Here is a 24,136-nt window from a genome sequence, read left to right on the forward strand (position 1 = left end):
GATACAAGTAGGATTGACTATTTAATGGCATCTGAAAGGCTCTCTGAAATTATTAAATTAGGTAGTAAAAACTATGATATTACTGATTGGAATACATTGAGAAAAAATTCGTTAAATATCCCTCGACATATGCGAATCATTAGCAAAATCGGCTACGCTAATATTACGTTTGGTATGTGGCAATCAATTAACGCTACATTTATGCTTGCTGAACAGCTCAATAATCCATCATTAGCCGCAAAAGAACGTAAAGAGATCATTAATAATCTAGCCATTATGTGGTCTGAAATGGCTTACAATGGCATTTCCGAAATGATTGAAATTACTTTAGCTAAAGGGTTACTAAAATATAGACATAATCCATTAGAATACGTCAATAAAATAAGTACAAGAATTGGCATTGGGCTTAATGTGCTTTCTATTGGATTCGATATTTATAATGCTTACGATAATTTTAGCCAAATTTCAGTTGAAACTAGTGAAAAACAACGCATCGACTATATTGTCAATGGCTCTTTTGCCGTTGTTTCAGGATTAATCACATTGGGGGTTTCTATTGCGATGCTTGCAGGCTCCACTATTGCAGGCCCTATTGGTATTGTTGCTGGCGCTGTTATCGCTTTAGCAACTTCAATTTATAATGCGGCAAGGCTTATCGAAGAAGCAAAAACAAAAGTTCATTTTACACCACTAGAAGAGCTTAATAACGGGTTTTATGCCTTTTTAATGGGGGATCTTGTTCCTGATAAAAAAAATGAAATAATCTATTTAGAAACAGAAAATCAATTAGAAGCAATGATTGATAAGAAAGCGATTAGTTATCTTGAGGAAATAAAAAAACAATCTCACCTTAGTCGTTATTTTTACACTAATGAAAAACAAATTTATCAAGAATATTATTACTATAAAGTTATACCTAACCTAATGGGAAAAACATTAGATTCAATTTTAAATCCTTTAGGAGAATATATTGCTCAACGAATATCATTAAATATAAGCCAAGAAGAAGCAGAAACAATAGCTTCGCTTTCTTATCATTTACGCGCAGAAAAAACAGAATATAAATACTATCTTCCTAAAGAAGCAATAGCGACGAATGAAACACTTATTTTTGATATTGATTTTTATGTCGATGAATTAAAACGTTATACTCTAGATATTATTTCTGACAATGACTCACCTGTTTTTGATAATATTGTTGATGATGATTTTATTAAAAAGATGAAAACAACGAGAGAAAACAGTATCTTATTATTTGATGAAAATAAAATAATAGAAGATTTAATTAAATCTAATCAGAGTGGAAAATATTATTCATCTGGCTGGAGTGAGAATGAAGATTTTTATTTTAACACTCATAATGGTAATGATATTATTGCTGCTCCTTCAAATACTAAGAATACCTTTGATATTTATAATGGAACTAAGCGATTAAGTGGAGGAAATAAAAATGATATATTTAATTTATTTACCTCAGAGTCTCCACTTTATGCGAGTCGTTTTTATGGGCGAGGAGGGAATGATACCCTTCGTATTGTAAAAATAACAAATAAATATCAAGGATATGAAATTAGTTTGTTAGATAATTACGTCAAATTTAAGCATTCATTAGATCAAACAAATAGTCAAAATTTTCATTCTAAACTTTTTCTTTACCAAGAAAATGAGCATCTTTATTCAACGAAAATAACTGATACTATGCCTAATATTGTATTGCAAGATCACGAAGTTATTGCTTATTTAGACAGTATTGAAAATATTTTTGGTAGCGAATTTGGCAACGACACTATTTATGGTAATCAAGAAGATAATTATTTAGATGGTGTTGGTGGTGCTGATTTATTATATGGATTAGATGGAAATGATACTTTAGTTTTACAAGAGGGATACGCAGAAGGTGGTGATGGAACTGATAATTATCTTATTTTAAGAGCTTCTTTAAAGAATAGTTATAATATTCAGTTTGAAACAATTGTTAATGAAAAAAGTGAAAATGAATCTAGTATTGTAAGGTTAAACTATCATTTTGATGAAATATCTTCTATTCGTCGTCAAGGGAAAGATATTATTTTTTATATTAAAGTGAATGATGGGAATCAATATAACGAACCAATTTATCATTTAATAACTCTGAGAAATGTGTATTCTGGTAGAGAAAGTTATTCATTAGCTCATCAATATACTTTAACAACAATGGATGGTTTTATATTAGCAGTGAATGAAAATAAAGCTATTAAAGATAATATATTATATGATTTTAGTTATATAGATAAATATGATAACACTGAAGAAAAGCTTCAATTATTATATCTTGATGAAAATAATAGTTCTTTATCTCTTTCATATTTGAATAAAAATAAAACAATTAGCTTGTTGCCACAATTAAAATACAGCGGATTTTCTGCGGGAGAGAACTTACGGTTTGGTTTTCAGGGTAATTCTCGGGATAATCATTACTTTGGTATCACAAAAAATTCGTTTATTGCACTAAGTTCAGGCAACGACAGTTATCAAATTAAAACATTTTTAGCTTCTAACAAAAACGACAAAATTAATATTTTATTTCCTGATAATAGCGAAAAACTATCTCATCACGATACCAGTAATTTCTTTCTATCTGATATTAGCGGTTTTGATTTAATGCTTCATAATAATGTTCTATTACATCGTTATCGCCCAGATGCTCATTTAAAGTTGGCTTTTGAACCTTCTCACATTAATGCTATTTGGGGTTCAGGAATGCAGGTTCGCTTTATTGATAAAGATAATATAGTTTTTACTCTTCCTACAAAAGAGAGTCGGCAACGTTTGCTTGTTCCTATTGCTGATTTAAATTTAGCGATAACAGCAGAAGATGATGTACTTATGATCCCTGAATCACTCTCTTTAAATAAAGAGACATTATCTGCATATTCTCTTTCTCATTCGTCATTTTATTCACTTGCTTCTCAAAAAAAATCGAATCAGGCAGTTGACTTATTATCAATTATTGAGCCTATGGAAGGGAATGATATTGTTGTTAATCGTAATAAAAATAGTTCGGTCATTAATGGTGGAAAAGGGGATGATCATATTGTCGTTAACCACGGACATCATATTTTAATTGCTGGAGAGGGAAATGATAATCTCAATGCAGGAAGTGGAAATGACTTATTAATTTCCGAATCAGGCAATGACTATTTAAGTGGTGGTACGGGTAATAATGTTTATATTGTGAAAAAGCGTTATGGTGAAGTAACTGTTTATGATGAGGGGAACAATAGTCATCTTTTTATTTCAGGATTATCAGAACACGATAAGCTTATTGCTTCTCAAGTAGGCGATGATATGCAGTATAAAACACAGGATAATCAGTTTGTTTTAACTGTAAAAAGACCGCAAGATGAAGCAGATAAAACCATTTCTATTATTGAGAAACAAAGTGTGATTTCAGCGCAGTCTCTTGCTGCGGTTATTCAAGAAATGGCACAGTTTAATGAGCAACAATTAACGATAATGCAAGGTAGCGAATTTACTCCACCATCAGTATGGTCGCCATTATCAGTGGTGGTAAAGTCTTGGGAGTATTAAGGGTTAAAAAAATAGCCCTTTAATTAGGGCTATTTAATTATTGAATATTCAATTTAAACGATATCTATTTCGCCATAGATTCAGCGCGTTTAAATACTAGGGTATTGCCCTCTGATCCTGCTGAATTAAATTGATAGCCTTCAAGATCAAACTCTTTAAGTTGTGCTTTGTTAGTCAGTTTTTCTTGAATAATAAAACGGCTCATTAATCCACGGGCTTTTTTAGCGTAGAAGCTGATAACCTTATATTTGCCATTTTTTTCATCAAGGAAAACAGGCTTAACAATTTCAGCATTGAGCGTCTTCGGGTTCACTGATTTAAAATACTCATCAGATGCTAAATTGATTAAAACATTATCACCTTGTTCTTCCAGTGCTTTGTTTAATGCTTCTGTAATGGTATTTCCCCAAAATTGGTATAAATCGCTGCCTTTGTTATTTTTTAGCTTTATTCCCATTTCAAGGCGATAAGGTTGCATTAAATCAAGAGGGCGAAGTACACCATATAAACCAGAAAGCATGCGTAAATGCTGTTGTGCAAACTGAAAATCATCTTCAGAAAAAAGCTCAGCTTGCATTCCAGTATAAACATCACCTTTAAACGCCAAAATAGCTTGGCGTGCATTTTCTGGTGTGAAATTAGGTTGCCATTCACCAAAACGAGCAGCATTTAATCCTGCGAGTTTATCGCTTATTTTCATTAAGCTTGCGATGTCGCTGGATGATAATTTTCGACATTCTTCGATAAGTTGTTGGGAATATTTTAGCAATTCAGGTTGGGTGAAGTGCGTTGTTGCTAAAGGCGATTCGAAATCCAGTGTTTTAGCTGGTGAAATGGTGATTAGCATAATTCCCTCGATACGTTATTTTAATGTTGACCAAATATAGCAAATTCTTTTGATTAAAGACTAAATTATAGTAATAGGAAAAAACAATGGTTTCTCTTATTTGTCGTAAAATTCGACAATTTAAACGATTCAGCCTGTGATTATCTTCTGTTTTTTTCCGCTTTTGTTTTGCGAAAACGTTTGGCATTCAAATAATTGCTTTGTATGAATCTAAGCGTCTTGTAGTGTGAGCAGTCCATGTTATTATCAATAGATATCCGCAGGTGACTGCAAACAGATTTACCTAGTAGATGAGATAAACAAAATGACCAACAAATTGACTTCTTTGCGTAAGCTGACAACTGTTGTTGCTGACACTGGTGACATCGCAGCAATGAAACTGTATCAGCCACAAGACGCAACTACCAACCCATCTTTAATTTTAAATGCAGCTCAAATTCCTGAATATCGTAAATTAATTGATGAAGCGATTGAATGGGCTCGTTCACAAAGCGATTCTCGTGAACAACAAATCGTTGATGCTTGCGACAAACTGGCAGTAAATATCGGTTTAGAAATTTTAAAACTGATCCCTGGTCGTATTTCAACAGAAGTTGATGCACGTCTTTCTTACGACACACAAGCGTGTATCGAAAAAGCACGTCATCTAATGAAACTTTATAATGATGCCGGTATCAGCAACGACCGTATTCTTATCAAATTAGCATCTACTTGGCAGGGTATCCGTGCCGCAGAGCAATTAGAAAAAGAAGGTATCAACTGTAACCTGACTTTACTGTTCTCTTTCGCTCAAGCGCGTGCATGTGCTGAAGCAGGTGTTTACCTGATTTCTCCATTTGTTGGTCGTATCATGGATTGGTATAAAGCCAATACAGATAAAAAAGAATTTGCTCCTGCTGAAGATCCAGGTGTGATTTCTGTTACTGAAATCTATAACTATTACAAACAACACGGTTATAACACTGTTGTTATGGGCGCAAGCTTCCGTAATATGGGTGAGATTTTAGAATTAGCAGGTTGTGACCGTCTGACTATTGCTCCAGCTCTGTTAAAAGAATTATCAGAAGCTGAAGGTGAAGTTGAACATAAATTATCTTACAAAGGTGAAGTGAAAGCACGTCCAGAAGCTATCACTGAAGCTCAATTCTATTGGGATCACAACGCTGACCCAATGGCAGTAGATAAATTATCTGACGGTATTCGTAAATTTGCTGTCGATCAGGAAAAATTAGAGAAAATGATTGCGGATTTATTATAATTCGTCGTTAAATTCTTATAAAAATCTTAAATACCCATCTTATATAGATGGGTATTTTCATTTTTTTTCTCTCAAAATAACATTTAAGTAAATTTTAAGATTAAATTGATTGGAATATATTATTTATCCGGTAATAATTATAAAAATATATTATTAAAATACTCTATTTATTATTGGTGAATTATGAAAAAGATTGTCTTGGCAACGGTACTTGCATCGTTATTTTTTAGTGGCGCTGCAATGGCAGAAAGCAAAACGGCATTCTCTTTACCTGCAATTGAAAAAAGTGCTGAAAGTGGAAACTCAGCATCTCAGTATCAATTGGGCGTAAAATATGAGAATGGAGAAGGTGTTGAGCAGGATGCACAAAAAGCACTGGAGTGGTATACCAAAGCGGCAGAGCAAGGCCATGCTGAAGCACAGTTAAATTTAGCACTTATGTATGACATGAGTGATGATATTGACCGTGATGCAGAAAAAGCGGTTTATTGGTATAACAAAGCGGCTGTTCAAGGTGTCTCTTTAGCGCAATACAATCTTGCTGTTTCTTATGATGATGGTGATGGCGTAGAGCAAGATCATGAGAAAGCAGTATATTGGTATACTAAAGCCGGTGAACAAGGTGATAGTGATGCACAATACAACCTTGGTATCTCTTATGATGAAGGCATCGGTGTAGCACAAGATCATGAAAAAGCAGTAGTTTGGTATACCAAAGCGGCAGAACAAGGCCATTCTGATGCACAATATAATCTTGCTGTTTCTTATGATGATGGTGAAGGTGTAGAACGTAACGGTACTAAAGCAGTTTTCTGGTATACCAAAGCAGCAAACCAAGGTAATCGTGATGCGCAAAATAACTTAGGCGTAATGTACGACGAAGGTGATGGCGTTGCTAAAGATGCGCGTAAAGCGGTTGAATGGTATAGAAAATCAGCTGTACAAGGTAATGGTCTGGCACAAAATAACCTTGCTTTAAACTATTACTACGGTAAAGGCGTTAAACGCGACCTGAAAGAAGCTTATGCATGGTTCTCTGTTGCTGTTGAAAATGGTGATGGTGATGAAGCTATGTTAAAACGTACTGCTCGTGCATTAAATGCAGCACAATTAGCTGAAGCGAAAAAATTGGCAGCTTCTTATATTACTAAATATATTGATGAATAATATTCATTAATATTGTTCAATATTAAAGAGAGGGAGCTTATGCTCCCTTTTTTAATTTCAGTTAAAGCCAAATAAAAATAGATTGTTATCATTTCTTTATTATCTATTCTCAATAATCCAATATTAAATATCAGTAATATATTGAGATTCTTTTTAATTCTCTTGTGTTCTCATGATAATATCTGCGCGCAAGTTAGATGGTTATTGATTAATTGAGGTTTGATATGAACGAATTACGCATAGGGTTAGTTTCTGTTTCTGATCGTGCATCAAGTGGGGTTTATGAAGATAAAGGCTTACCCGCTTTAGAAGCTTGGCTAAAAGCTGCATTAACAACGCCTTTTCATATCGAATCACGCTTAATTCCTGACGAACAACTTATGATTGAACAAACACTGTGTGAGCTTGTTGATGAAGTTGGCTGTCATTTAGTGTTAACAACAGGGGGGACAGGTCCCGCGCGTCGTGATGTCACTCCTGATGCTACATTGGCTATCGCAGACAGAGAAATGCCTGGTTTTGGCGAACAAATGCGCCAAATTAGTCTGAAATTTGTGCCTACAGCTATTTTATCTCGCCAAGTTGGTGTTATCCGTAACCAAGCGTTAATTCTAAATCTGCCGGGGCAACCTAAAGCCATCGCAGAAACGCTGGAAGGGTTAAAAGATAACAATGGCAATGTGATTGTGAGTGGTATTTTTGCCAGTGTACCGTACTGCATTCAACTGCTTGATGGCCCTTATGTCGAAACAAATGAAGCTATTGTTGCTGCCTTTAGACCTAAATCAGCTCGCCGTTCTACTTCAGCATAAATGAGGTAAGAGGTTATTTTTGCCATCAAACTTCTGGCTAGGAAATGTTCTGACTTAGTTTGGATAACGCAAAAGTAACCTTATATTTATTTGATATTTTTATTACGAAAAATAAAAAGTGTTATTTTTCAATTGATTATGTTCTTATTTTAAGCCTAGTCTTAAAAAAGCATTTCAGATAAGTCATAATGCTATTTGTAACCAATCTAACATTATGAAAAATAACAAGTTTTAATCCTCTCTTTATTCTCAGATATAAATTTTTCGCATTTTTTGCATTTTTTTTCATTATTCCCCTTGATGAATGTATTTATGACCCCATCTTCTTTTCAACTGCAATTACCACTATTGAGTTGCGTTGATTTTATATCCGCTTCGAGATGATGTTGTTAAGTCTATTAATTTGTGACTTGAAAAATGAATATTCATCCTCATATAGATTGGTAGTCAAATTGATAAAGAATTCTCTTTGGAGGCGTTTAAATGGGTAAAATTATTGGTATTGACCTGGGTACAACTAACTCTTGTGTTGCTGTAATGGATGGCAAAAATGCCCGGGTTATTGAAAACAGTGAGGGCGATCGTACTACTCCTTCAATCGTTGCTTATGCACAAGATGGTGAAATCTTAGTTGGTCAACCTGCAAAACGTCAGGCTGTGACTAACCCACAAAATACTTTATTTGCCATCAAACGTTTAATTGGTCGTCGTTTTGAAGATGACGAAGTTCAGCGTGACGTTGCTATCATGCCTTACAAAATTGTAAAAGCTGATAACGGTGATGCTTGGATTGAAGCGCGTAACGACAAAATGGCTCCACCACAAGTATCTGCTGAAGTCCTGAAAAAAATGAAGAAAACAGCAGAAGACTATCTAGGTGAAGCGGTTACTGAAGCAGTTATTACTGTTCCTGCTTACTTTAACGATGCTCAACGTCAAGCAACTAAAGATGCGGGTCGTATCGCAGGTCTTGAAGTTAAACGTATTATTAACGAACCAACAGCGGCTGCTCTGGCTTACGGCTTAGATCGTGAAGTGGGCAACCGTACTATCGCGGTTTACGACTTAGGTGGTGGTACATTCGATATCTCTATCATCGAAATTGATGAAGTTGATGGCGAAAAAACCTATGAAGTTCTGTCAACCAATGGTGATACTCACTTAGGTGGTGAAGACTTCGATAGCCGTTTAATTAACTATTTAGTTGATGAATTTAAGAAAGAGCAAGGCATTGATCTGCGTAACGATCCATTAGCAATGCAACGTCTGAAAGAAGCAGCAGAAAAAGCGAAAATCGAATTATCTTCTGCACAACAAACAGATGTTAACTTGCCATATGTCACGGCAGATGCGACTGGCCCTAAACACTTAAATATCAAAGTAACTCGTGCAAAACTGGAATCTTTAGTTGAAGATTTAGTTAAACGTTCAATGGAACCAGTACGTGTTGCATTAGAAGATGCTGGCCTGAAAGTTAGCGAAATTAACGACGTTATTCTGGTTGGTGGTCAAACTCGTATGCCAATGGTTCAAAAAACCGTTGCTGATTTCTTTGGTAAAGAGCCACGTAAAGACGTTAACCCAGATGAAGCTGTTGCAATGGGTGCGGCTGTTCAAGGTGGTGTATTAGCGGGTGATGTTAAAGACGTTCTGTTACTTGATGTAACACCACTGTCTTTAGGTATCGAAACAATGGGTGGTGTAATGACTTCCCTGATCGGAAAAAATACCACAATCCCAACTAAACATAGCCAAGTGTTCTCTACTGCAGAAGACAATCAATCTGCTGTAACTATTCACGTATTGCAAGGTGAACGTAAACGTGCAAGTGATAACAAATCACTGGGTCAGTTTAACTTAGATGGTATTCAAGCAGCACCTCGCGGTATGCCACAAATCGAAGTTACTTTTGATATCGATGCTGATGGTATCTTGCATGTATCAGCGAAAGATAAAAACAGTGGTCGTGAGCAAAACATCACAATCAAAGCTTCTTCTGGTTTAAATGAAGATGAAATCCAAAAAATGGTTCGTGATGCAGAAGCAAACGCAGAAGCTGACCGTAAGTTTGAAGAATTAGTACAAACTCGTAACCAAGCTGACCAATTAGTTCACGGTACTCGTAAACAAATTGAAGAAGCGGGCGATAAATTACCAGCGAACGATAAAGAAGCTATCGAAAAAGCGGTAAGCGAGTTAGAAATTGCTTCTAAAGGCGAAGATAAAGACGCTATTGAAGCAAAAATTAAAACATTAGTTGAAGCTTCTGAAAAACTGCTAGAAATCGCACAACAACAAGCTCAAGCAGGTGCAGCAGGTGCTGATGCAAGTGCGAAGAAAGATGACGACGTTGTCGATGCAGAATTTGAAGAAGTTGATGGCAAAGACAAGAAATAATGCCCTTAACGGGCCGCGGTAACTCACCTGTGAATAGTTACTGATACCGAACACGGGCGTCGAGGAAACTCAACGCCCGTGTGCTTATGTCAAGGGTAATCTAGAATGGCGAAAAGAGATTTTTACGAAGTACTCGGTTTAAGTAAAACTGCCGACGAAAAAGAAATTAAACGCGCATATAAGCGTTTAGCAATGAAATATCACCCAGACCGAAATCAAGGTGATAAAGAGTCAGAATCAAAATTCAAAGAAATCAAAGAAGCTTATGAAATCTTAAGTGATGCTCAAAAGCGTGCTGCTTATGATCAGTATGGCCATGCTGCATTTGAACAAGGTGGATTTGGTGGTCAAGGTGGCGGCGGCTTCGGCGGTGGTGCTGACTTTGGTGATATCTTTGGTGATGTATTTGGCGATATTTTTGGTGGTGGTCGCCGTCAACAACGCGCAGCGCGTGGTTCTGACTTACAATACAACATGGATCTAACGCTTGAAGAAGCGGTTCGTGGTGTTGCTAAAGAAATTCGTATACCTACACTAGAAACATGCGACAAATGCCATGGTAGCGGTGCTAAAGAGGGCACATCAGCAGAAACATGCTCTACTTGTCATGGTGCTGGTCAGGTTCATTTACGTCAAGGTTTCTTCACTGTACAGCAAGCATGTCCAACTTGTCATGGTCGCGGTAAAGTGATTAAAGAGCCTTGCTCTAAATGTCATGGTGATGGTCGTGTTGAACGCTCTAAAACGCTATCTGTCAAAATTCCAGCCGGTGTTGATACCGGCGACCGTATTCGCTTAAGCGGCGAAGGTGAAGCCGGTGAAAATGGCGCACCAGCAGGTGATTTATACGTACAGGTTCATGTTCGTCAGCATCATATTTTTGAACGTGATGGCAATAACCTTTACTGTGAAGTCCCTATTAACTTCGCTATTGCTGCTTTGGGCGGTGAAATTGAAGTCCCAACACTTGATGGCCGTGTGAAACTTAAAATTCCAGCAGAAACACAAACTGGTAAAATGTTCCGCATGAAAGGTAAAGGTGTTAAATCAGTACGCAGTAGTAGTATTGGTGACTTAATGTGTCGCGTTGTAGTTGAAACACCTGTTAAACTCAATGAGAAACAAAAAGAGTTAATGCAGCAACTGGGTGAATCATTCGGTGGCAAGAGTGGTGAGAAAAACACTCCTCGCTCTAAAAGTTTCTTAGATGGTGTGAAAAAATTCTTTGATGATTTAACCAAATAATTTTTCTTACCACCTTCAAAAAGGCCTGATGATAAAGACTGTCATCAGGCTTTTTTATTTGAAGTTACCCTATCTTGATAGCAACAATACCCGCTAAAATCACTAAACACGCTAATAGCTGTTTACGGTTAAATTGCTCTTTTAACAGATAGACAGATAAGATCATGGCAAATAACACGCTGGTTTCTCTTAACGCAGCCACAAGTACGATTGACGCATGACTCATCGCCCATATCACAATGCCATAGCTTACCAATTGCATGATCCCACCCCAAAATGCGGGTTTCCAATAATCTTTTATTTTGGCTTTTAAATGTTGGCGATAACGAAGCCAAGCAAGTAAATACATTGCAATACCATTTAAAAAGAAGAGCCATAAAATATAAGCAAAAGGTGTTTCACCTACACGAGAGCCATTACCATCGGATAGGGTATAACTGGCGGTAAATAATGCGGTAAGCAGCGCAAAAAAGAGTGCATCTTTACGTAAATTAAACTCTGCTATTTTCCTACTGCGTGAGATAAGGATAATACCCAAAATGATAAATAAAATGCCTAGCAAGCCAGCTATTGGTAGTGTTTCATGAAAGAGAAAGAAACCAAGAAAAGCGGTCATTAATGGCGCACTACCGCGAGAGATAGGATAAACCTGATTAAAATCAGCCAAGGTATAACAACGGCTTAAAGAGAGTGTGTAACCAATATGAAATAAAACAGAAAGGGCAAGCCACTTCCATGCACCAACATCAGGTAGCCCAACCCAAAACAGGGCGGGTAGTGTTACAACACCAGAAAAGAAAGTCAGTAATGAGATCCCTAAAAATCGATCATTGCCTACTTTAACCAATGCGTTCCAGCATGCATGAAAGATAGCAGCAAATAAAACGGCAATAAAAACAGTAATCGACATATTGATAGAAACCTTAATATGGAAAGGGTAATTTTTTATAAAACAATAGCACAGTGGTTAAACAGTAAATACGCCACTATTTCTTTTTTATCATTTGAGATGATTTTAAGGGTGGGGAGTAAACGCCATTTTTTCAGTAATAAAAATTAATACGTTTTAGCTATTTTATCAATTGGCATCATTTATTAAAAAAGACGCTTGTTTTTACTGAATAATGAAAAATAATATTAATATTCAATTAGTTATCATTGTAACTCTTAATTATTATCTTTTTTTCACTATTGAAAAACTATGTTGATGAATTGATCTTATTCATCTTGTTTTTCTTAATATTTCTTATTTAGCTCGGATAATCCGAGTTATTATCCATAAATAATCTGTTTTTTACGAATCCATGATTAGCATATTATTAACAAGATTAGTGATTCTGAGGTTAATATTATGACGGCAATTATTAGACAATTTTTGAGATTAGAGGCATCAGGCGGTATTCTTCTGATTATTGCTGCTATTATCGCATTGATTATGGCGAATACACCTCTAAGTGCTTTGTATAATGAGTTTTTATCTATTCCCATTATGATCAAATTCGGTGCATTCGAACTTGATAAACCATTATTACTTTGGGTAAACGATGCCTTGATGGCAATCTTTTTCTTAGTAGTGGGATTAGAAGTTAAACGCGAATTAAAAGAAGGCTCTTTGGCTCAGCGTGATAGAGCAATTTTCCCTGCGATAGCTGCGGTGGGTGGTATGTTAGCTCCAGCATTGGTTTATTTGATGTTTAATCATACTGATGCCGTTGGACAGCAGGGTTGGGCAATTCCAGCCGCGACAGATATCGCTTTTGCATTGGGTGTTATGGCGTTACTTGGCAAGCGTGTTCCTGTTGAATTAAAAGTCTTCTTATTAGCATTGGCTATCATTGATGACTTAGGTGTGATCGTTATTATTGCACTCTTTTATTCAAAGAGTATTGCACTAATGCCTCTTGCTTTGGCAGGTTTAATCGTGATTGCTCTGGGCATAATGAATTGGCGTAAAGTGGGTAATACGGCCGCTTATTTAATTCTTGGGTTCATCTTGTGGGTGTGTATTTTAAAATCAGGTATTCATGCGACGATTGCGGGTGTGATTGTTGGATTCCTTATCCCATTAAGAAATAAAGAAGGGGATTCTCCTTCTGAAGAATTAGAGCATGTGTTGCACCCTTGGGTTGCCTATTTTATTTTACCGCTGTTTGCATTTAGTAACGCAGGGGTTTCTTTAAATGGTGTAACGCTTGATGGTATGTTGTCTGCCTTACCATTAGGTATCGCGTTAGGTCTATTTTTAGGTAAGCCGATTGGAATATTCCTCTTTAGTTGGGTTTCGGTAAAACTAGGCATTGCAAAATTACCAGATGCGATTAACCTTAAACAAATATTTGCAGTATCTGTGCTATGTGGTATCGGTTTTACTATGTCTATCTTTATCGCAGGATTGGCATTCGATGGCGCGGATGAAGCTTATAATACCTACGCTAAGCTTGGTATTTTAGTTGGTTCAACGGTAGCCGCTGTTGTGGGATATTTGTTACTTCGCTCTGTTTTACCGAAGTTAAAAACAAAGTCAATATAGGGAAGTTCATTACGGATTTGAGTTTCTCAACACAATAAATACCGAGCTATATATTTAAACCTACGGTGCAATACAGTGTATTGTGCCGTAGGTGTTTTTATGAGGATTGGATGCAAGGAAAGCCAATCGTAAACTAATGCGTTATTACATAGTCTGTGTTTGAAGCACAGAAGTTGAAAGGAAGATAACTATGCGGGTGTCACATCTCAATTTTAACCATCTTTATTATTTTTGGCATGTGTGTAAAGAAGGCTCTGTTGTGGGTGCAGCGCAAGCGCTGTATCTGACACCTCAGACAATTACAGGGCAAATTAAAGCATTAGAAGAAAGATTGGGTGGCAAATTATTTAAACGCCAAGGAAGAGGGTTGGTTCCGTCAGAATTGGGGCAGCTCATTTTTCGTTATGCTGATAAAATGTTTATGCTTAGCCAAGAAATGCTGGATATCGTCAACTACAGTCGTGAATCGAATTTACTGTTTGATGTCGGTGTTGCGGATGCATTATCAAAACAATTAGTCAGTCGCGTATTAGAAACAGCTGTTATTGATAATGAACAAATTCATCTGCGTTGTTTTGAATCGACTCATGAACTATTACTCGAACAATTAAGTCAGCATAAGCTGGATATGATCCTATCCGATTGCCCTGTGGATTCATCACAACAAGAAGGTCTGTTCTCTGTAAAACTTGGCGAATGTAATATGAGCTTTTTTTGCAGTCATCCTCTTCCTGAAAAACCATTTCCTGAATGTTTAGAAGAGAGAAAGCTCCTCATTCCGGGCCGCCGATATATGTTAGGTCGCCATTTGTTAACATGGATACGTAACAAAAACCTTCAAGTGGAAATACTGGGTGAGTTTGATGACGCGGCATTAATGAAAGCATTTGGTTTAAATTATAATGCTATTTTTGTAGCGCCTTCACTGTATACCGATGAAACTTTTGCCCATAGTAATATCGAAGAGATTGGGATGCTTGATACGGTAAAAGAAGAGTATTACGCGATTTTTGCAGAGCGAATGATCCAACATCCAGCCGTTCAACGTGTTTGTAATACTGATTTTTCAGAACTCTTTAATGGAGATAAGAAGAGTGTTGTAAACCCATAAGTGAGTTGCGGTTAAAAAGTAGAAAATAAAAAACCGGCATAAGCCGGTTTTTTATAACACAAGAAAGCAATATTACATTGCTTTGATTTGTGCTTGCAGATTAGCTTTATGACGTGCAGCTTTATTCTTGTGAATTAAGCCTTTAGTTGCCTGACGGTCAACAATTGGTTGCATGTCATTAAATGCTTTTTGTGCTGCTTCTTTATCACCTGAAGCAACTGCTGCGTATACTTTTTTGATGTAAGTACGCATCATAGAACGACGGCTTGCGTTGTGCTGACGACGCTTTTCAGACTGAACCGCACGTTTCTTAGCTGATTTGATATTAGCCAAGTTCCAACTCCCAAATATATTCTAGCGAGGACAAATACAAAGGTGAAGGAATATGCCTTTTCAACCTAAGTTTGTCAATGGATTTATACAAAATTAGCGTCGTTGTACGCGACACTTGTTTCGTTGTGATGGCGCAAGATTTTATCAGTTAAGACGGGTAGAATACAGTCTTTTGAGTGAAAAAATCATCAAAATCGTGTATATGAGTAATAAATAATAGATTCTAATAGGATCTACGTTGGATTTTATGCGATTTTATAACCAAGAAGTGAGTGATAGTCCATTTTTTGTTTGATGTGAGCAATCAAATTTAAGAATAACAGTGAATCGACTTGTCGAGATATTACTCATCAATAAACATTGATATATTGGGTTACTCTCAAGCCTTTGACAAGGTATAATCCAATAATTTCCACGGTATTGAGCCAGTTATGGAGCTAATTCGCGGTATACAAAATATTAGAGCGCTACACCACGGTTGCGTTCTGACGATTGGGAATTTTGATGGTGTCCATAGAGGCCATCAGGCATTATTGAAACACTTGAAGCAAGAAGCGTCACAGCGAGGGTTACCTACAGTTGTGATGACATTTGAGCCTCAACCACTTGAGTTCTTTTTGCCAGAAAAAGCGCCAGCACGTCTGACTCGCTTACGAGACAAGATAAAGTATTTGGCTGAATGTGGTATTGATTACCTTTTGTGTGTCAAATTTGATAAACAATTTGCAGCGCAAACCCCAGAAGAGTTTGTTTCATCACTATTGGTGAATAAATTAGGGGTGAAGTTTCTTGCTATTGGCGATGATTTTCGCTTTGGCAAAAACCGTGAAGGTGATTTTCACTTTTTACAACAAGCTGGTGCAAGATATGGATTTGAAGTCGCTAATACCGAAAGTTATTGCGATAAAGGATTGCGTATCAGTAGCACTGCGGTACGAGAAGCGTTACTCAATGATGATTTAGTCCTTGCTGAATCACTATTAGGACACCCTTACAGCGTTTGTGGGCGTGTTGTTCATGGTAATGAATTGGGTAGAACTATTGGTTTTCCGACAGCCAATATTCCTATGAAACGCTTAGTTGCACCCGTTAAAGGCGTTTATGCCGTTGATGTCTATTTATCAGATAATCAATCACCTTTACCCGGTGTGGCAAATATCGGAAGTCGTCCTACTGTACAAGGGAGGGGCGTACAATTAGAAGTTCATTTAATCGACGTTAATATGGATTTATATGGACGTCGTATTGATGTTGTGTTACGAAAGAAATTACGTAATGAACAGCGATTTGCATCATTGGATGCATTGAAGCAGCAAATCGCAGATGATGTGGCTACTGCTAGGGATTTTTTATCGCAGCGGTCGGAGTCATAAACTAGCGGAAAATTGGAACTGAGAATCGAATGAGTGACTATAAAAATACCCTGAACTTACCAGAAACAGGGTTCCCTATGCGCGGGGATTTAGCAAAGCGCGAGCCAGAGATGTTATCACGTTGGTACAAAGAAGGTTTGTATCAAGCAATTCGTCAGGCTAAAAGTGGTAAGAAAACATTTATTTTGCACGATGGCCCTCCATACGCCAACGGCAATATTCATATTGGTCACTCAGTAAACAAAATTCTCAAAGATATTATTATTAAATCCAAAGGGCTGTCAGGCTTTGATTCTCCGTACATTCCAGGATGGGATTGTCACGGGTTACCTATCGAACTAAAAGTTGAACAAATTGTAGGTAAACCAGGAGAGAAAATATCTGCAGCGCAATTCCGCGAGGAATGCCGTAAATACGCTTACGAGCAAATTGAAGCACAGAAAAAAGATTTTATTCGTTTAGGTGTTCTAGGAGATTGGGAAAAACCTTATCTTACAATGGACTATAAAACTGAAGCGAATACTATCCGTGCATTAGCGCGCATTATCGCAAATGGTCACCTGTTAAAAGGGGCTAAGCCTGTTCACTGGTGTACAGCGTGTGGCTCATCATTGGCAGAAGCTGAAGTTGAATATTACGACAAAACTTCACCTTCTATCGATGTGCGTTTCACCGCCGTTGATCCAAGTGCTGTTGCTGCCAAATTCCATGCAACAACGGATAAACCAGTTTCTTTGGTTATCTGGACAACGACGCCTTGGACATTACCTGCTAACCGCGCTATCGCATTAAATGCAGAATTTAATTATGTCTTAGTCTCTTTTAACGATGAATGCGTGATTTTAGCCGCTGATCTTGTTGAAGGCGTAATGAAGCGTATTGGCGTAACAAGCTGGACTGTTTTAGGTGAATGTAAAGGTGCTGATTTAGAGCTACTGCGCTTTAATCATCCATTTATGGGCTTTGATGTACCTGCAATTTTAGGTGATCACGTTACGTTAGAAGCGGGTACAGGTGCTGTTCATACTGCACCAGGCCATGGTCCTGATGACTTTGTTGTTGGTCAAAAATACGGTTTAGAAGTTGCAAACCCAGTTGGACCAAATGGTTGCTACTTAGCAGGTACTTACCCAACATTAGATGGCGTTTTTGTTTTTAAAGCGAACGATGTCATTGTTGAATTGCTAAAAGAAAAAGGCGCGCTGTTACATCACGAAGCCTTACAGCATAGCTATCCTTGCTGTTGGAGACATAAAACACCAGTTATTTTCCGTGCAACACCACAATGGTTTATTGGCATGGATAAAAACGGTTTACGTCAACAATCATTAAAAGAGATCAAAAGTGTTAAATGGATACCTGATTGGGGTCAAGCACGCATTGAATCAATGGTTGAAAACCGCCCTGACTGGTGTATTTCTCGTCAACGTACTTGGGGTACGCCAATGTCTCTGTTTGTTCACAAAGAGACTCAAGAGCCGCATCCACGTACTTTAGAGTTGATGGAAGAAGTTGCAAAACGTGTTGAAGTGAGCGGCATTCAAGCATGGTGGGATTTAGATATCCGTGAAGTGCTGGGTGATGAAGCTGACGATTACATGAAAACGCCAGATACACTGGATGTTTGGTTCGATTCAGGATCAACCCACTCAACGGTTGTTGACGATCGTCCAGAATTCCACGGTAATTCAGCAGATATGTACTTAGAAGGCTCTGACCAACATCGTGGTTGGTTTATGTCTTCACTGATGATCTCGACTGCAATCAAAGGTAAAGCGCCTTACCGTGAAGTTTTAACACACGGTTTTACCGTAGATGGACAAGGTCGTAAAATGTCTAAATCTATCGGTAACACAGTCAGTCCTCAAGATGTAATGGATAAACTGGGTGCTGATATCCTGCGTTTATGGGTTGCATCAACAGACTACACCGGTGAAATCGCTGTATCTGATGAGATCTTAAAACGTTCTGCGGATACTTATCGTCGTATTCGTAATACTGCACGTTTCTTCTTAGCGAACTTAAATGGTTTTGATCCTGCAAAACACCAAGTTAAGCCAGAAGAGATGGTGACACTTGATCGCTGGGCAGTAGGTCGCGCGAAAGCAGCACAAGCAGAGATCCTAAAACACTATGAAAATTACGATTTCCATAATGTTATTCAGCGCTTAATGCAGTTCTGTTCAGTGGAAATGGGTTCTTTCTACTTAGATATCATCAAAGACAGACAGTACACCGCGAAAAGCGATAGTGTTGCTCGTCGTAGTTGTCAAACTGCGTTATTCCATATCAGCGAAGCATTAGTTCGTTGGATGGCGCCAGTTATGTCATTCACAGCAGATGAGATCTGGAATGAGTTACCGGGTGAACGTGCAAAATATGTCTTAACGGAAGAATGGTATACCGATTTATTTGGCTTAGATGCATCAGAAACCTTAAATGATGACTACTGGGCTGAATTACTTGCCGTTCGTGGTGAAGTCAACAAAGTATTAGAGCAAGCTCGTACAGATAAACAACTGCGTGGCTCTTTAGAAGCATCAGTAACTCTGTATGCAGATAAAGCTTTAGCAGATAAGTTAAATGCGTTAGGTAACGAACTGCGTTTTGTTTTATTAACTTCTCAAGCGAAAGTGGCAGATATTAATGAAGCACCAGAAACAGCATTAGCTTCTGATATGGCGGGTTTAAAAATCGCCTTTAACAAAGCAGATGGTGAAAAATGTCCTCGTTGCTGGCATTATGCGACAGATATCGGTCAAGTAGCGGAACACGCTGAATTGTGCGGACGCTGTGTTACTAACGTAGCCGGTAACGGTGAAGAACGTAAGTTTGCTTAATTAATGAAGAAAACACTTTGCTCTACAGGTTTACGCTGGCTATGGCTGGCCGTCGCCGTAGTGGTGTTGGATTTAGGAACGAAACAGTATTTCATGCAGACATTTCGTCTGTATGAATCTGTTGCCGTGATGCCTTTTTTCAATTTCACTTACGCCCATAACTATGGTGCTGCCTTTAGCTTTTTAGCAGATAAAGGGGGATGGCAACGTTGGTTTTTTGCACTGATTGCATTGGCAATCTGCATTACGTTATTGGTAATGATGTATAAAAACAAAGCGAGTGCCAAACTAAGTAACGTTGCTTATGCGCTAATTATTGGCGGAGCATTGGGTAATCTCTCTGATCGTCTGATCCATGGGTTTGTTATCGATTTTCTTGATGTTTATATCGGAGATTGGCATTGGCCTACCTTTAATATTGCTGATATGGGGATTTGTATTGGTGCAGGGCTTATCATTATTGAGAGCTTTTTTCCTGATAAAAATGTCAGTCCTCAAGATGCAAAAAAGCAAAAGTAATCAGACAAGAAGTTAACTAAAATAACCCCTGCCTTATGGCGGGGGTTACGCTTAATAGAAGGTATTAGTATGGTTATGCAGGTACTCAATGACAGCGCAGTGTTGCTGAATTTCACTTTAAAGTTAGCAGATGGCTCTGTTGCTGAATCTACACAAGCACATGGTAAACCCGCCCTTTTTCGTTTAGGTGATGAAAGTTTATCGCCAGCCTTAGAAGCTGAATTATTGGGATTATCAACGGGAGATAAAAAAACCTTTACGCTTGCGGGTGAACATCTTTTTGGTAAATACAATCCTGACTTGATCCAATACTTTATGCCTTCTGACTTTGCAGAGTCTGGTGTGCCTGAAGCAGGTACTATCATGTTATTTACAGCAATGAATGGCAGTGAAATGCCGGGCATTGTTAGAGATGTCACTGAAGATTCTGTGACGGTTGATTTTAATCATCCGTTAGCATCAGAAGAAGTGACATTTGATATTGAAGTCGTTGGCATTAATCCTGAGGAGGAAACAACACATGCAAATACTGCTGGCTAACCCACGAGGCTTTTGTGCGGGTGTTGACCGAGCTATCAGCATTGTTGACCGCGCTCTGGAAATCTATGGCGCACCTATTTATGTTCGTCACGAAGTCGTTCATAACCGCTATGTCGTTAACGATTTACGTGAGCGTGGCGCTATCTTTATTGAAGAAATTTCAGAAGTCCCTGATAACGCGATTTTAATTTTTTCTGCTCATGGTGTTTCTCAAGCGATTCGCCAAGAAGCTCGTTCACGTAATTTAACCATGCTTTATGATGCAACTTGCCCATTAGTAACTAAAGTTCATATGGAAGTGGCAAGGGCAAGCCGTAAAGGCAAAGAAGCGATTTTAATCGGTCATGCAGGACATCCTGAAGTTGAAGGCACAATGGGGCAATACAATAACCCTGAAGGGGGAATGTATTTAGTTGAGTCACCTGCTGATGTTTGGAAATTAGAAGTAAAAGATGAAGATAATCTTTGTTTTATGACTCAAACAACGCTTTCTGTTGATGATACATCTGAAGTAATTGATGCTTTAAATGCACGCTTCCCAAAAATCATTGGGCCTCGTAAAGATGATATCTGCTACGCAACGACTAATCGCCAAGAAGCAGCAAGAGAACTTGCAGAAAAAGCAGATGTTGTATTTGTAGTGGGTTCTAAGAACTCATCAAACTCTAATCGCTTGGCAGAGCTTGCACAGCGTGCAGGTAAGCCTTCTTATCTTATCGATAGCTTTGAAGATATTGATGAATCATGGGTCGCTAATGCAGATATTGTTGGCGTTACCGCTGGGGCTTCAGCTCCAGATATTTTAGTTCAACAGGTATTAGAGCGTTTAAAAACCTTTGGTGCTGATGAAGTTGTCGAATTATCAGGGCGTGAAGAAAATATTGTCTTTGAAGTCCCTAAAGAGCTTCGTCTAGATTATAAAGTTATCGAATAAGACAATCTAGAAAGCGTGATTTTTAAAAGCAGAGTTTAAATCTCTGCTTTTTTTATACCTAAAGTTAAATGAATAATCATGCTGTTCATCTCTTTTACTGATAATGACTACGGTTTTGTGTGTTTTTCTTATCTCGAACGTTAAATGCTGGCATCAAGCGGATGACATCGCTAATCTGTAAACAATAAATAGAGATAATAAGTATCGTTAAGGAGAAATTTAGTTATGTCTGCAAAAGAACTTCGTCTTGCTGTCGTTGGTGCTGGTGGTCGTATGGGACGCCAATTAATTCAGGCAATTTCTCAACAAGAAGGAACCGTTTTAGGTGCTGCTTTTGAGCGTACTAATTCTTCATTGATTGGCGCTGATGCCGGAGAATTAGCGGGTGTCGGGCATATCGGTATCACAATCACTGATAACTTGTTGGCTCAAGCGGATGAATTTGATGTATTAATTGATTTTACGCGTCCAGAAGGAACACTTTCTCATATTGCATTTTGTGTAGAGCAGAAAAAAGGCATGATCATTGGTACGACAGGCTTTGATGATGAAGGCAAAAAAGCCATAGATGATGCAGCGAAAATCATCCCTATTGTGTTTGCGGCTAACTTTAGTGTTGGTGTTAACTTAGTGCTTAAATTACTCGAAAAAGCGGCTAAAGTGATGGGATCTTACACTGATATTGAAATTGTAGAAGCTCACCATCGTCATAAAGTTGATGCGCCATCCGGTACTGCATTAGCAATGGGTGAGTCTATAGCAGATGCATTAGGTCGTGATCTTAAACAGTGCGCAGTGTATGAGCGAGTAGGGCACACGGGAGAGCGTGATCCTCAAAGTATCGGATTCGCGACTATTCGAGCAGGTGATATTGTAGGAGAACACACTGCAATTTTTGCTGATATCGGTGAGCGAGTAGAGATAAGTCATAAGGCTTCTAGTCGAATGACATTTGCAAATGGCGCTGTTAAGGCATCACTTTGGCTAAGTGATAAAAAAGCAGGTCTTTATAATATGAAAGATGTGCTTTCATTAGAAGATTTATAATTTATAAAAAATATAATTTATTGAAAACTCATAAGTATTTTTATATTTATGAGTTTTTTGCTTTATTTGTGATGTTATTTAATTATTTATCTTATTTTTATTTATTATCTCTGATTTTTCTTCGTGTTAGCCTCTAAAAATACAAAAAAACCTCATTTTATTTCTTCTTTTTTCTATTTTTAAATTATCTTGGTAAGCAAACGGTTAAATTTGTAAGATTGATTGTATAAATTGTCACTTGGTTAACTAAATTGCTAATGAATGATATTTTTTAAATTAAAAAGGTGTTTTTTCTAGACATCTGCCTATTCGATCTTTAGAATGCGCCCAATTTGCCAAAAATTTGCCCAATTTTATGTTTTTGGCATTGATTTAGAGTCTTAAATCTGAATTAATATGCATAAAATATGATTTATTATTCTCTGGAGGGCGTTTTGATTAAATCAGCTATACTGGTTCTAGAAGATGGGACCGAATTCCACGGCAAGTCGATTGGCGCAGAAGGCGCCGCCATCGGTGAAGTCGTTTTTAATACTTCAATGACCGGTTATCAAGAAATACTAACCGACCCTTCTTACTCCCAACAAATAGTTACTCTCACTTATCCCCACATTGGCAATACCGGCGTTAATCGTTCAGACGAAGAATCAGAAACTATCCATGCTCAAGGCTTAATTATTCGCGACTTGCCATTAGTGATGAGCAACTATCGTGCACAAGAAACGTTATCTGATTATCTTAAACGCCAAAATATTGTCGCTATTGCGGACATTGATACACGTAAGTTAACTCGTTTGTTGAGAGAAAAAGGCGCACAAAACGGTTGTATCATCGTCGGTGAACATCTTGATACCAAACTTGCTCTTGAAAAAGCCAAGGCCTTTCCTGGCTTAAAGGGAATGGATTTAGCCAAAACAGTAACCGTCAAGCAGCCTTACCAATGGACTCAAGGTAGTTGGACGCTAGAAAATGAATTACCAGCAGCAAAATTAGCGACTGAATTGCCACTGCATATTGTGGCGTATGATTTTGGTGTGAAACGTAATATTTTACGTATGCTGGTGGATAGAGGGTGTCGAGTCACCGTTGTACCAGCACAAACGCCAGCTCAAGATGTTTTAGCCCTTTCTCCTGATGGTATTTTCCTTTCCAATGGCCCTGGGGACCCAGAGCCCTGTGATTACGCCATTAACGCCATTCAAACTTTTTTAACCACTGATATTCCAGTATTTGGGATTTGCTTAGGGCATCAATTACTAGCATTAGCCAGTGGTGCAAAAACCATCAAAATGAAATTTGGTCACCACGGTGGTAATCATCCTGTTAAAGATCTAGATAAAAATACTGTGATGATCACGGCGCAAAATCATGGATTTGCTGTTGATGAAACATCACTTCCTACTAATTTACGAGTGACACATAAATCTCTGTTTGATGGTTCTTTACAAGGTATTCATCGCACAGACAAACCAGCATTCAGTTTCCAAGGTCACCCAGAAGCTAGCCCGGGACCACATGATGCCGCACCTCTTTTTGATCACTTTATCGAACTTATCGCGCAATATCGTCAAAACCTGCAATCAGTGACAACAAAATAAATCAGGAGCGAAAGA

At 37.9% G+C, this 24,136-nt stretch carries 18 protein-coding genes; 15 read left to right on the plus strand and 3 right to left on the minus strand.

Features of this window, described 5'->3' with window-relative positions; all coding sequences use genetic code 11:
• The first annotated feature begins 24 nt into the window (after positions 1–24).
• Entirely contained in the window at positions 25–3,570 is a 3,546-nt protein-coding gene (locus AB4J89_RS14705; RefSeq protein WP_368469725.1) for a hypothetical protein, read from the plus strand.
• 64 nt (positions 3,571–3,634) lie between these two features.
• Here the strand turns inward: AB4J89_RS14705 and yaaA are convergent, their stop codons facing one another.
• Positions 3,635–4,417, minus strand: a complete 783-nt coding sequence (gene yaaA / locus AB4J89_RS14710) for a peroxide stress protein YaaA (RefSeq protein WP_088493765.1) — start codon at positions 4,415–4,417, stop codon at positions 3,635–3,637.
• Between the two features lie 304 nt (positions 4,418–4,721).
• On the opposite strand from yaaA, the gene tal reads away from it, so the two are divergent.
• From tal to dnaJ, 5 genes are all read left to right on the plus strand, one after another.
• On the plus strand, positions 4,722–5,675 hold the full coding sequence (gene tal / locus AB4J89_RS14715; protein WP_088493764.1) for a transaldolase: 954 nt from the start codon (positions 4,722–4,724) through the stop codon (positions 5,673–5,675).
• Between the two features lie 183 nt (positions 5,676–5,858).
• Positions 5,859–6,842: a tetratricopeptide repeat protein gene (locus AB4J89_RS14720; RefSeq protein ID WP_088493763.1), complete on the plus strand. Its 984-nt coding sequence runs from the start codon at positions 5,859–5,861 to the stop codon at positions 6,840–6,842.
• Between the two features lie 224 nt (positions 6,843–7,066).
• Positions 7,067–7,654, plus strand: a complete 588-nt coding sequence (gene mog, locus AB4J89_RS14725) for a molybdopterin adenylyltransferase (RefSeq protein WP_368469726.1) — start codon at positions 7,067–7,069, stop codon at positions 7,652–7,654.
• Positions 7,655–8,137: 483 nt separating this feature from the next.
• The gene (gene dnaK, locus AB4J89_RS14730) at positions 8,138–10,051 is read left to right on the plus strand and encodes a molecular chaperone DnaK (protein WP_368469728.1); all 1,914 of its coding nucleotides are present in this window, start codon (positions 8,138–8,140) and stop codon (positions 10,049–10,051) included.
• Positions 10,052–10,156: 105 nt separating this feature from the next.
• Positions 10,157–11,296 (plus strand): molecular chaperone DnaJ, encoded by a 1,140-nt coding sequence (dnaJ, locus tag AB4J89_RS14735; RefSeq protein WP_088493760.1) that lies wholly within the window; start codon positions 10,157–10,159, stop codon positions 11,294–11,296.
• Between the two features lie 64 nt (positions 11,297–11,360).
• Here the strand turns inward: dnaJ and AB4J89_RS14740 are convergent, their stop codons facing one another.
• On the minus strand, positions 11,361–12,206 hold the full coding sequence (locus AB4J89_RS14740) for a DMT family transporter (protein WP_088493759.1): 846 nt from the start codon (positions 12,204–12,206) through the stop codon (positions 11,361–11,363).
• Between the two features lie 441 nt (positions 12,207–12,647).
• On the opposite strand from AB4J89_RS14740, the gene nhaA reads away from it, so the two are divergent.
• On the plus strand, positions 12,648–13,826 hold the full coding sequence (nhaA, locus tag AB4J89_RS14745) for a Na+/H+ antiporter NhaA (protein ID WP_165125969.1): 1,179 nt from the start codon (positions 12,648–12,650) through the stop codon (positions 13,824–13,826).
• Positions 13,827–14,016: 190 nt separating this feature from the next.
• Positions 14,017–14,937 carry a transcriptional activator NhaR gene (nhaR, locus tag AB4J89_RS14750; protein WP_088493757.1) on the plus strand — a complete coding sequence of 307 codons (921 nt, stop codon included), beginning with the start codon at positions 14,017–14,019 and terminating at the stop codon, positions 14,935–14,937.
• A gap of 72 nt (positions 14,938–15,009) precedes the next feature.
• On the opposite strand, the gene rpsT is transcribed toward nhaR, so the two are convergent.
• Positions 15,010–15,270 carry a 30S ribosomal protein S20 gene (gene rpsT, locus AB4J89_RS14755; protein WP_004248964.1) on the minus strand — a complete coding sequence of 87 codons (261 nt, stop codon included), beginning with the start codon at positions 15,268–15,270 and terminating at the stop codon, positions 15,010–15,012.
• Positions 15,271–15,701: 431 nt separating this feature from the next.
• Here rpsT and ribF point away from each other — a divergent pair, with 431 nt between their 5' ends.
• The 7 genes from ribF (at position 15,702) to carA (ending at position 24,121) form a co-directional block, all read left to right on the plus strand.
• Positions 15,702–16,643 (plus strand): bifunctional riboflavin kinase/FAD synthetase, encoded by a 942-nt coding sequence (gene ribF, locus AB4J89_RS14760; protein ID WP_088493756.1) that lies wholly within the window; start codon positions 15,702–15,704, stop codon positions 16,641–16,643.
• 29 nt (positions 16,644–16,672) lie between these two features.
• Complete coding sequence (ileS, locus tag AB4J89_RS14765; protein WP_368469732.1) at positions 16,673–19,483, plus strand: isoleucine--tRNA ligase; 2,811 nt, start codon at positions 16,673–16,675, stop codon at positions 19,481–19,483.
• Between the two features lie 3 nt (positions 19,484–19,486).
• Complete coding sequence (lspA, locus tag AB4J89_RS14770; protein WP_088493754.1) at positions 19,487–20,002, plus strand: signal peptidase II; 516 nt, start codon at positions 19,487–19,489, stop codon at positions 20,000–20,002.
• A 69-nt stretch (positions 20,003–20,071) separates the two neighbouring features.
• Positions 20,072–20,542 carry an FKBP-type peptidyl-prolyl cis-trans isomerase gene (gene fkpB, locus AB4J89_RS14775; protein ID WP_088493753.1) on the plus strand — a complete coding sequence of 157 codons (471 nt, stop codon included), beginning with the start codon at positions 20,072–20,074 and terminating at the stop codon, positions 20,540–20,542.
• Positions 20,523–21,476, plus strand: a complete 954-nt coding sequence (ispH, locus tag AB4J89_RS14780) for a 4-hydroxy-3-methylbut-2-enyl diphosphate reductase (RefSeq protein ID WP_088493752.1) — start codon at positions 20,523–20,525, stop codon at positions 21,474–21,476. The genes fkpB and ispH overlap by 20 nt, the downstream gene beginning before the upstream one ends.
• 225 nt (positions 21,477–21,701) lie before the next feature.
• Positions 21,702–22,523 (plus strand): 4-hydroxy-tetrahydrodipicolinate reductase, encoded by an 822-nt coding sequence (gene dapB, locus AB4J89_RS14785; RefSeq protein WP_368469735.1) that lies wholly within the window; start codon positions 21,702–21,704, stop codon positions 22,521–22,523.
• A 434-nt stretch (positions 22,524–22,957) separates the two neighbouring features.
• Entirely contained in the window at positions 22,958–24,121 is a 1,164-nt protein-coding gene (carA, locus tag AB4J89_RS14790; RefSeq protein ID WP_311755463.1) for a glutamine-hydrolyzing carbamoyl-phosphate synthase small subunit, read from the plus strand.
• Positions 24,122–24,136: the final 15 nt, after the last annotated feature.

The organism is Proteus sp. STS61-E (genome assembly GCF_040932335.1).
GTDB lineage: Bacteria > Pseudomonadota > Gammaproteobacteria > Enterobacterales > Enterobacteriaceae > Proteus > Proteus mirabilis_B.

Excerpts from the sequence above, each read along its gene's own strand:
- yaaA (WP_088493765.1), bottom strand. The coding sequence starts at position 4,417 with ATGCTAATCACCATTTCACCAGCTAAAACACTGGATTTCGAATCGCCT.
- dnaJ (WP_088493760.1), top strand. The coding sequence starts at position 10,157 with ATGGCGAAAAGAGATTTTTACGAAGTACTCGGTTTAAGTAAAACTGCC.
- ribF (WP_088493756.1), top strand. The coding sequence starts at position 15,702 with ATGGAGCTAATTCGCGGTATACAAAATATTAGAGCGCTACACCACGGT.
- ispH (WP_088493752.1), top strand. The coding sequence starts at position 20,523 with ATGCAAATACTGCTGGCTAACCCACGAGGCTTTTGTGCGGGTGTTGAC.
- nhaR (WP_088493757.1), top strand. The coding sequence starts at position 14,017 with ATGCGGGTGTCACATCTCAATTTTAACCATCTTTATTATTTTTGGCAT.
- nhaA (WP_165125969.1), top strand. The coding sequence starts at position 12,648 with ATGACGGCAATTATTAGACAATTTTTGAGATTAGAGGCATCAGGCGGT.
- tal (WP_088493764.1), top strand. The coding sequence starts at position 4,722 with ATGACCAACAAATTGACTTCTTTGCGTAAGCTGACAACTGTTGTTGCT.
- AB4J89_RS14705 (WP_368469725.1), top strand. The coding sequence starts at position 25 with ATGGCATCTGAAAGGCTCTCTGAAATTATTAAATTAGGTAGTAAAAAC.
- lspA (WP_088493754.1), top strand. The coding sequence starts at position 19,487 with ATGAAGAAAACACTTTGCTCTACAGGTTTACGCTGGCTATGGCTGGCC.
- AB4J89_RS14720 (WP_088493763.1), top strand. The coding sequence starts at position 5,859 with ATGAAAAAGATTGTCTTGGCAACGGTACTTGCATCGTTATTTTTTAGT.
- AB4J89_RS14740 (WP_088493759.1), bottom strand. The coding sequence starts at position 12,206 with ATGTCGATTACTGTTTTTATTGCCGTTTTATTTGCTGCTATCTTTCAT.
- ileS (WP_368469732.1), top strand. The coding sequence starts at position 16,673 with ATGAGTGACTATAAAAATACCCTGAACTTACCAGAAACAGGGTTCCCT.
- dapB (WP_368469735.1), top strand. The coding sequence starts at position 21,702 with ATGTCTGCAAAAGAACTTCGTCTTGCTGTCGTTGGTGCTGGTGGTCGT.
- mog (WP_368469726.1), top strand. The coding sequence starts at position 7,067 with ATGAACGAATTACGCATAGGGTTAGTTTCTGTTTCTGATCGTGCATCA.
- fkpB (WP_088493753.1), top strand. The coding sequence starts at position 20,072 with ATGGTTATGCAGGTACTCAATGACAGCGCAGTGTTGCTGAATTTCACT.
- dnaK (WP_368469728.1), top strand. The coding sequence starts at position 8,138 with ATGGGTAAAATTATTGGTATTGACCTGGGTACAACTAACTCTTGTGTT.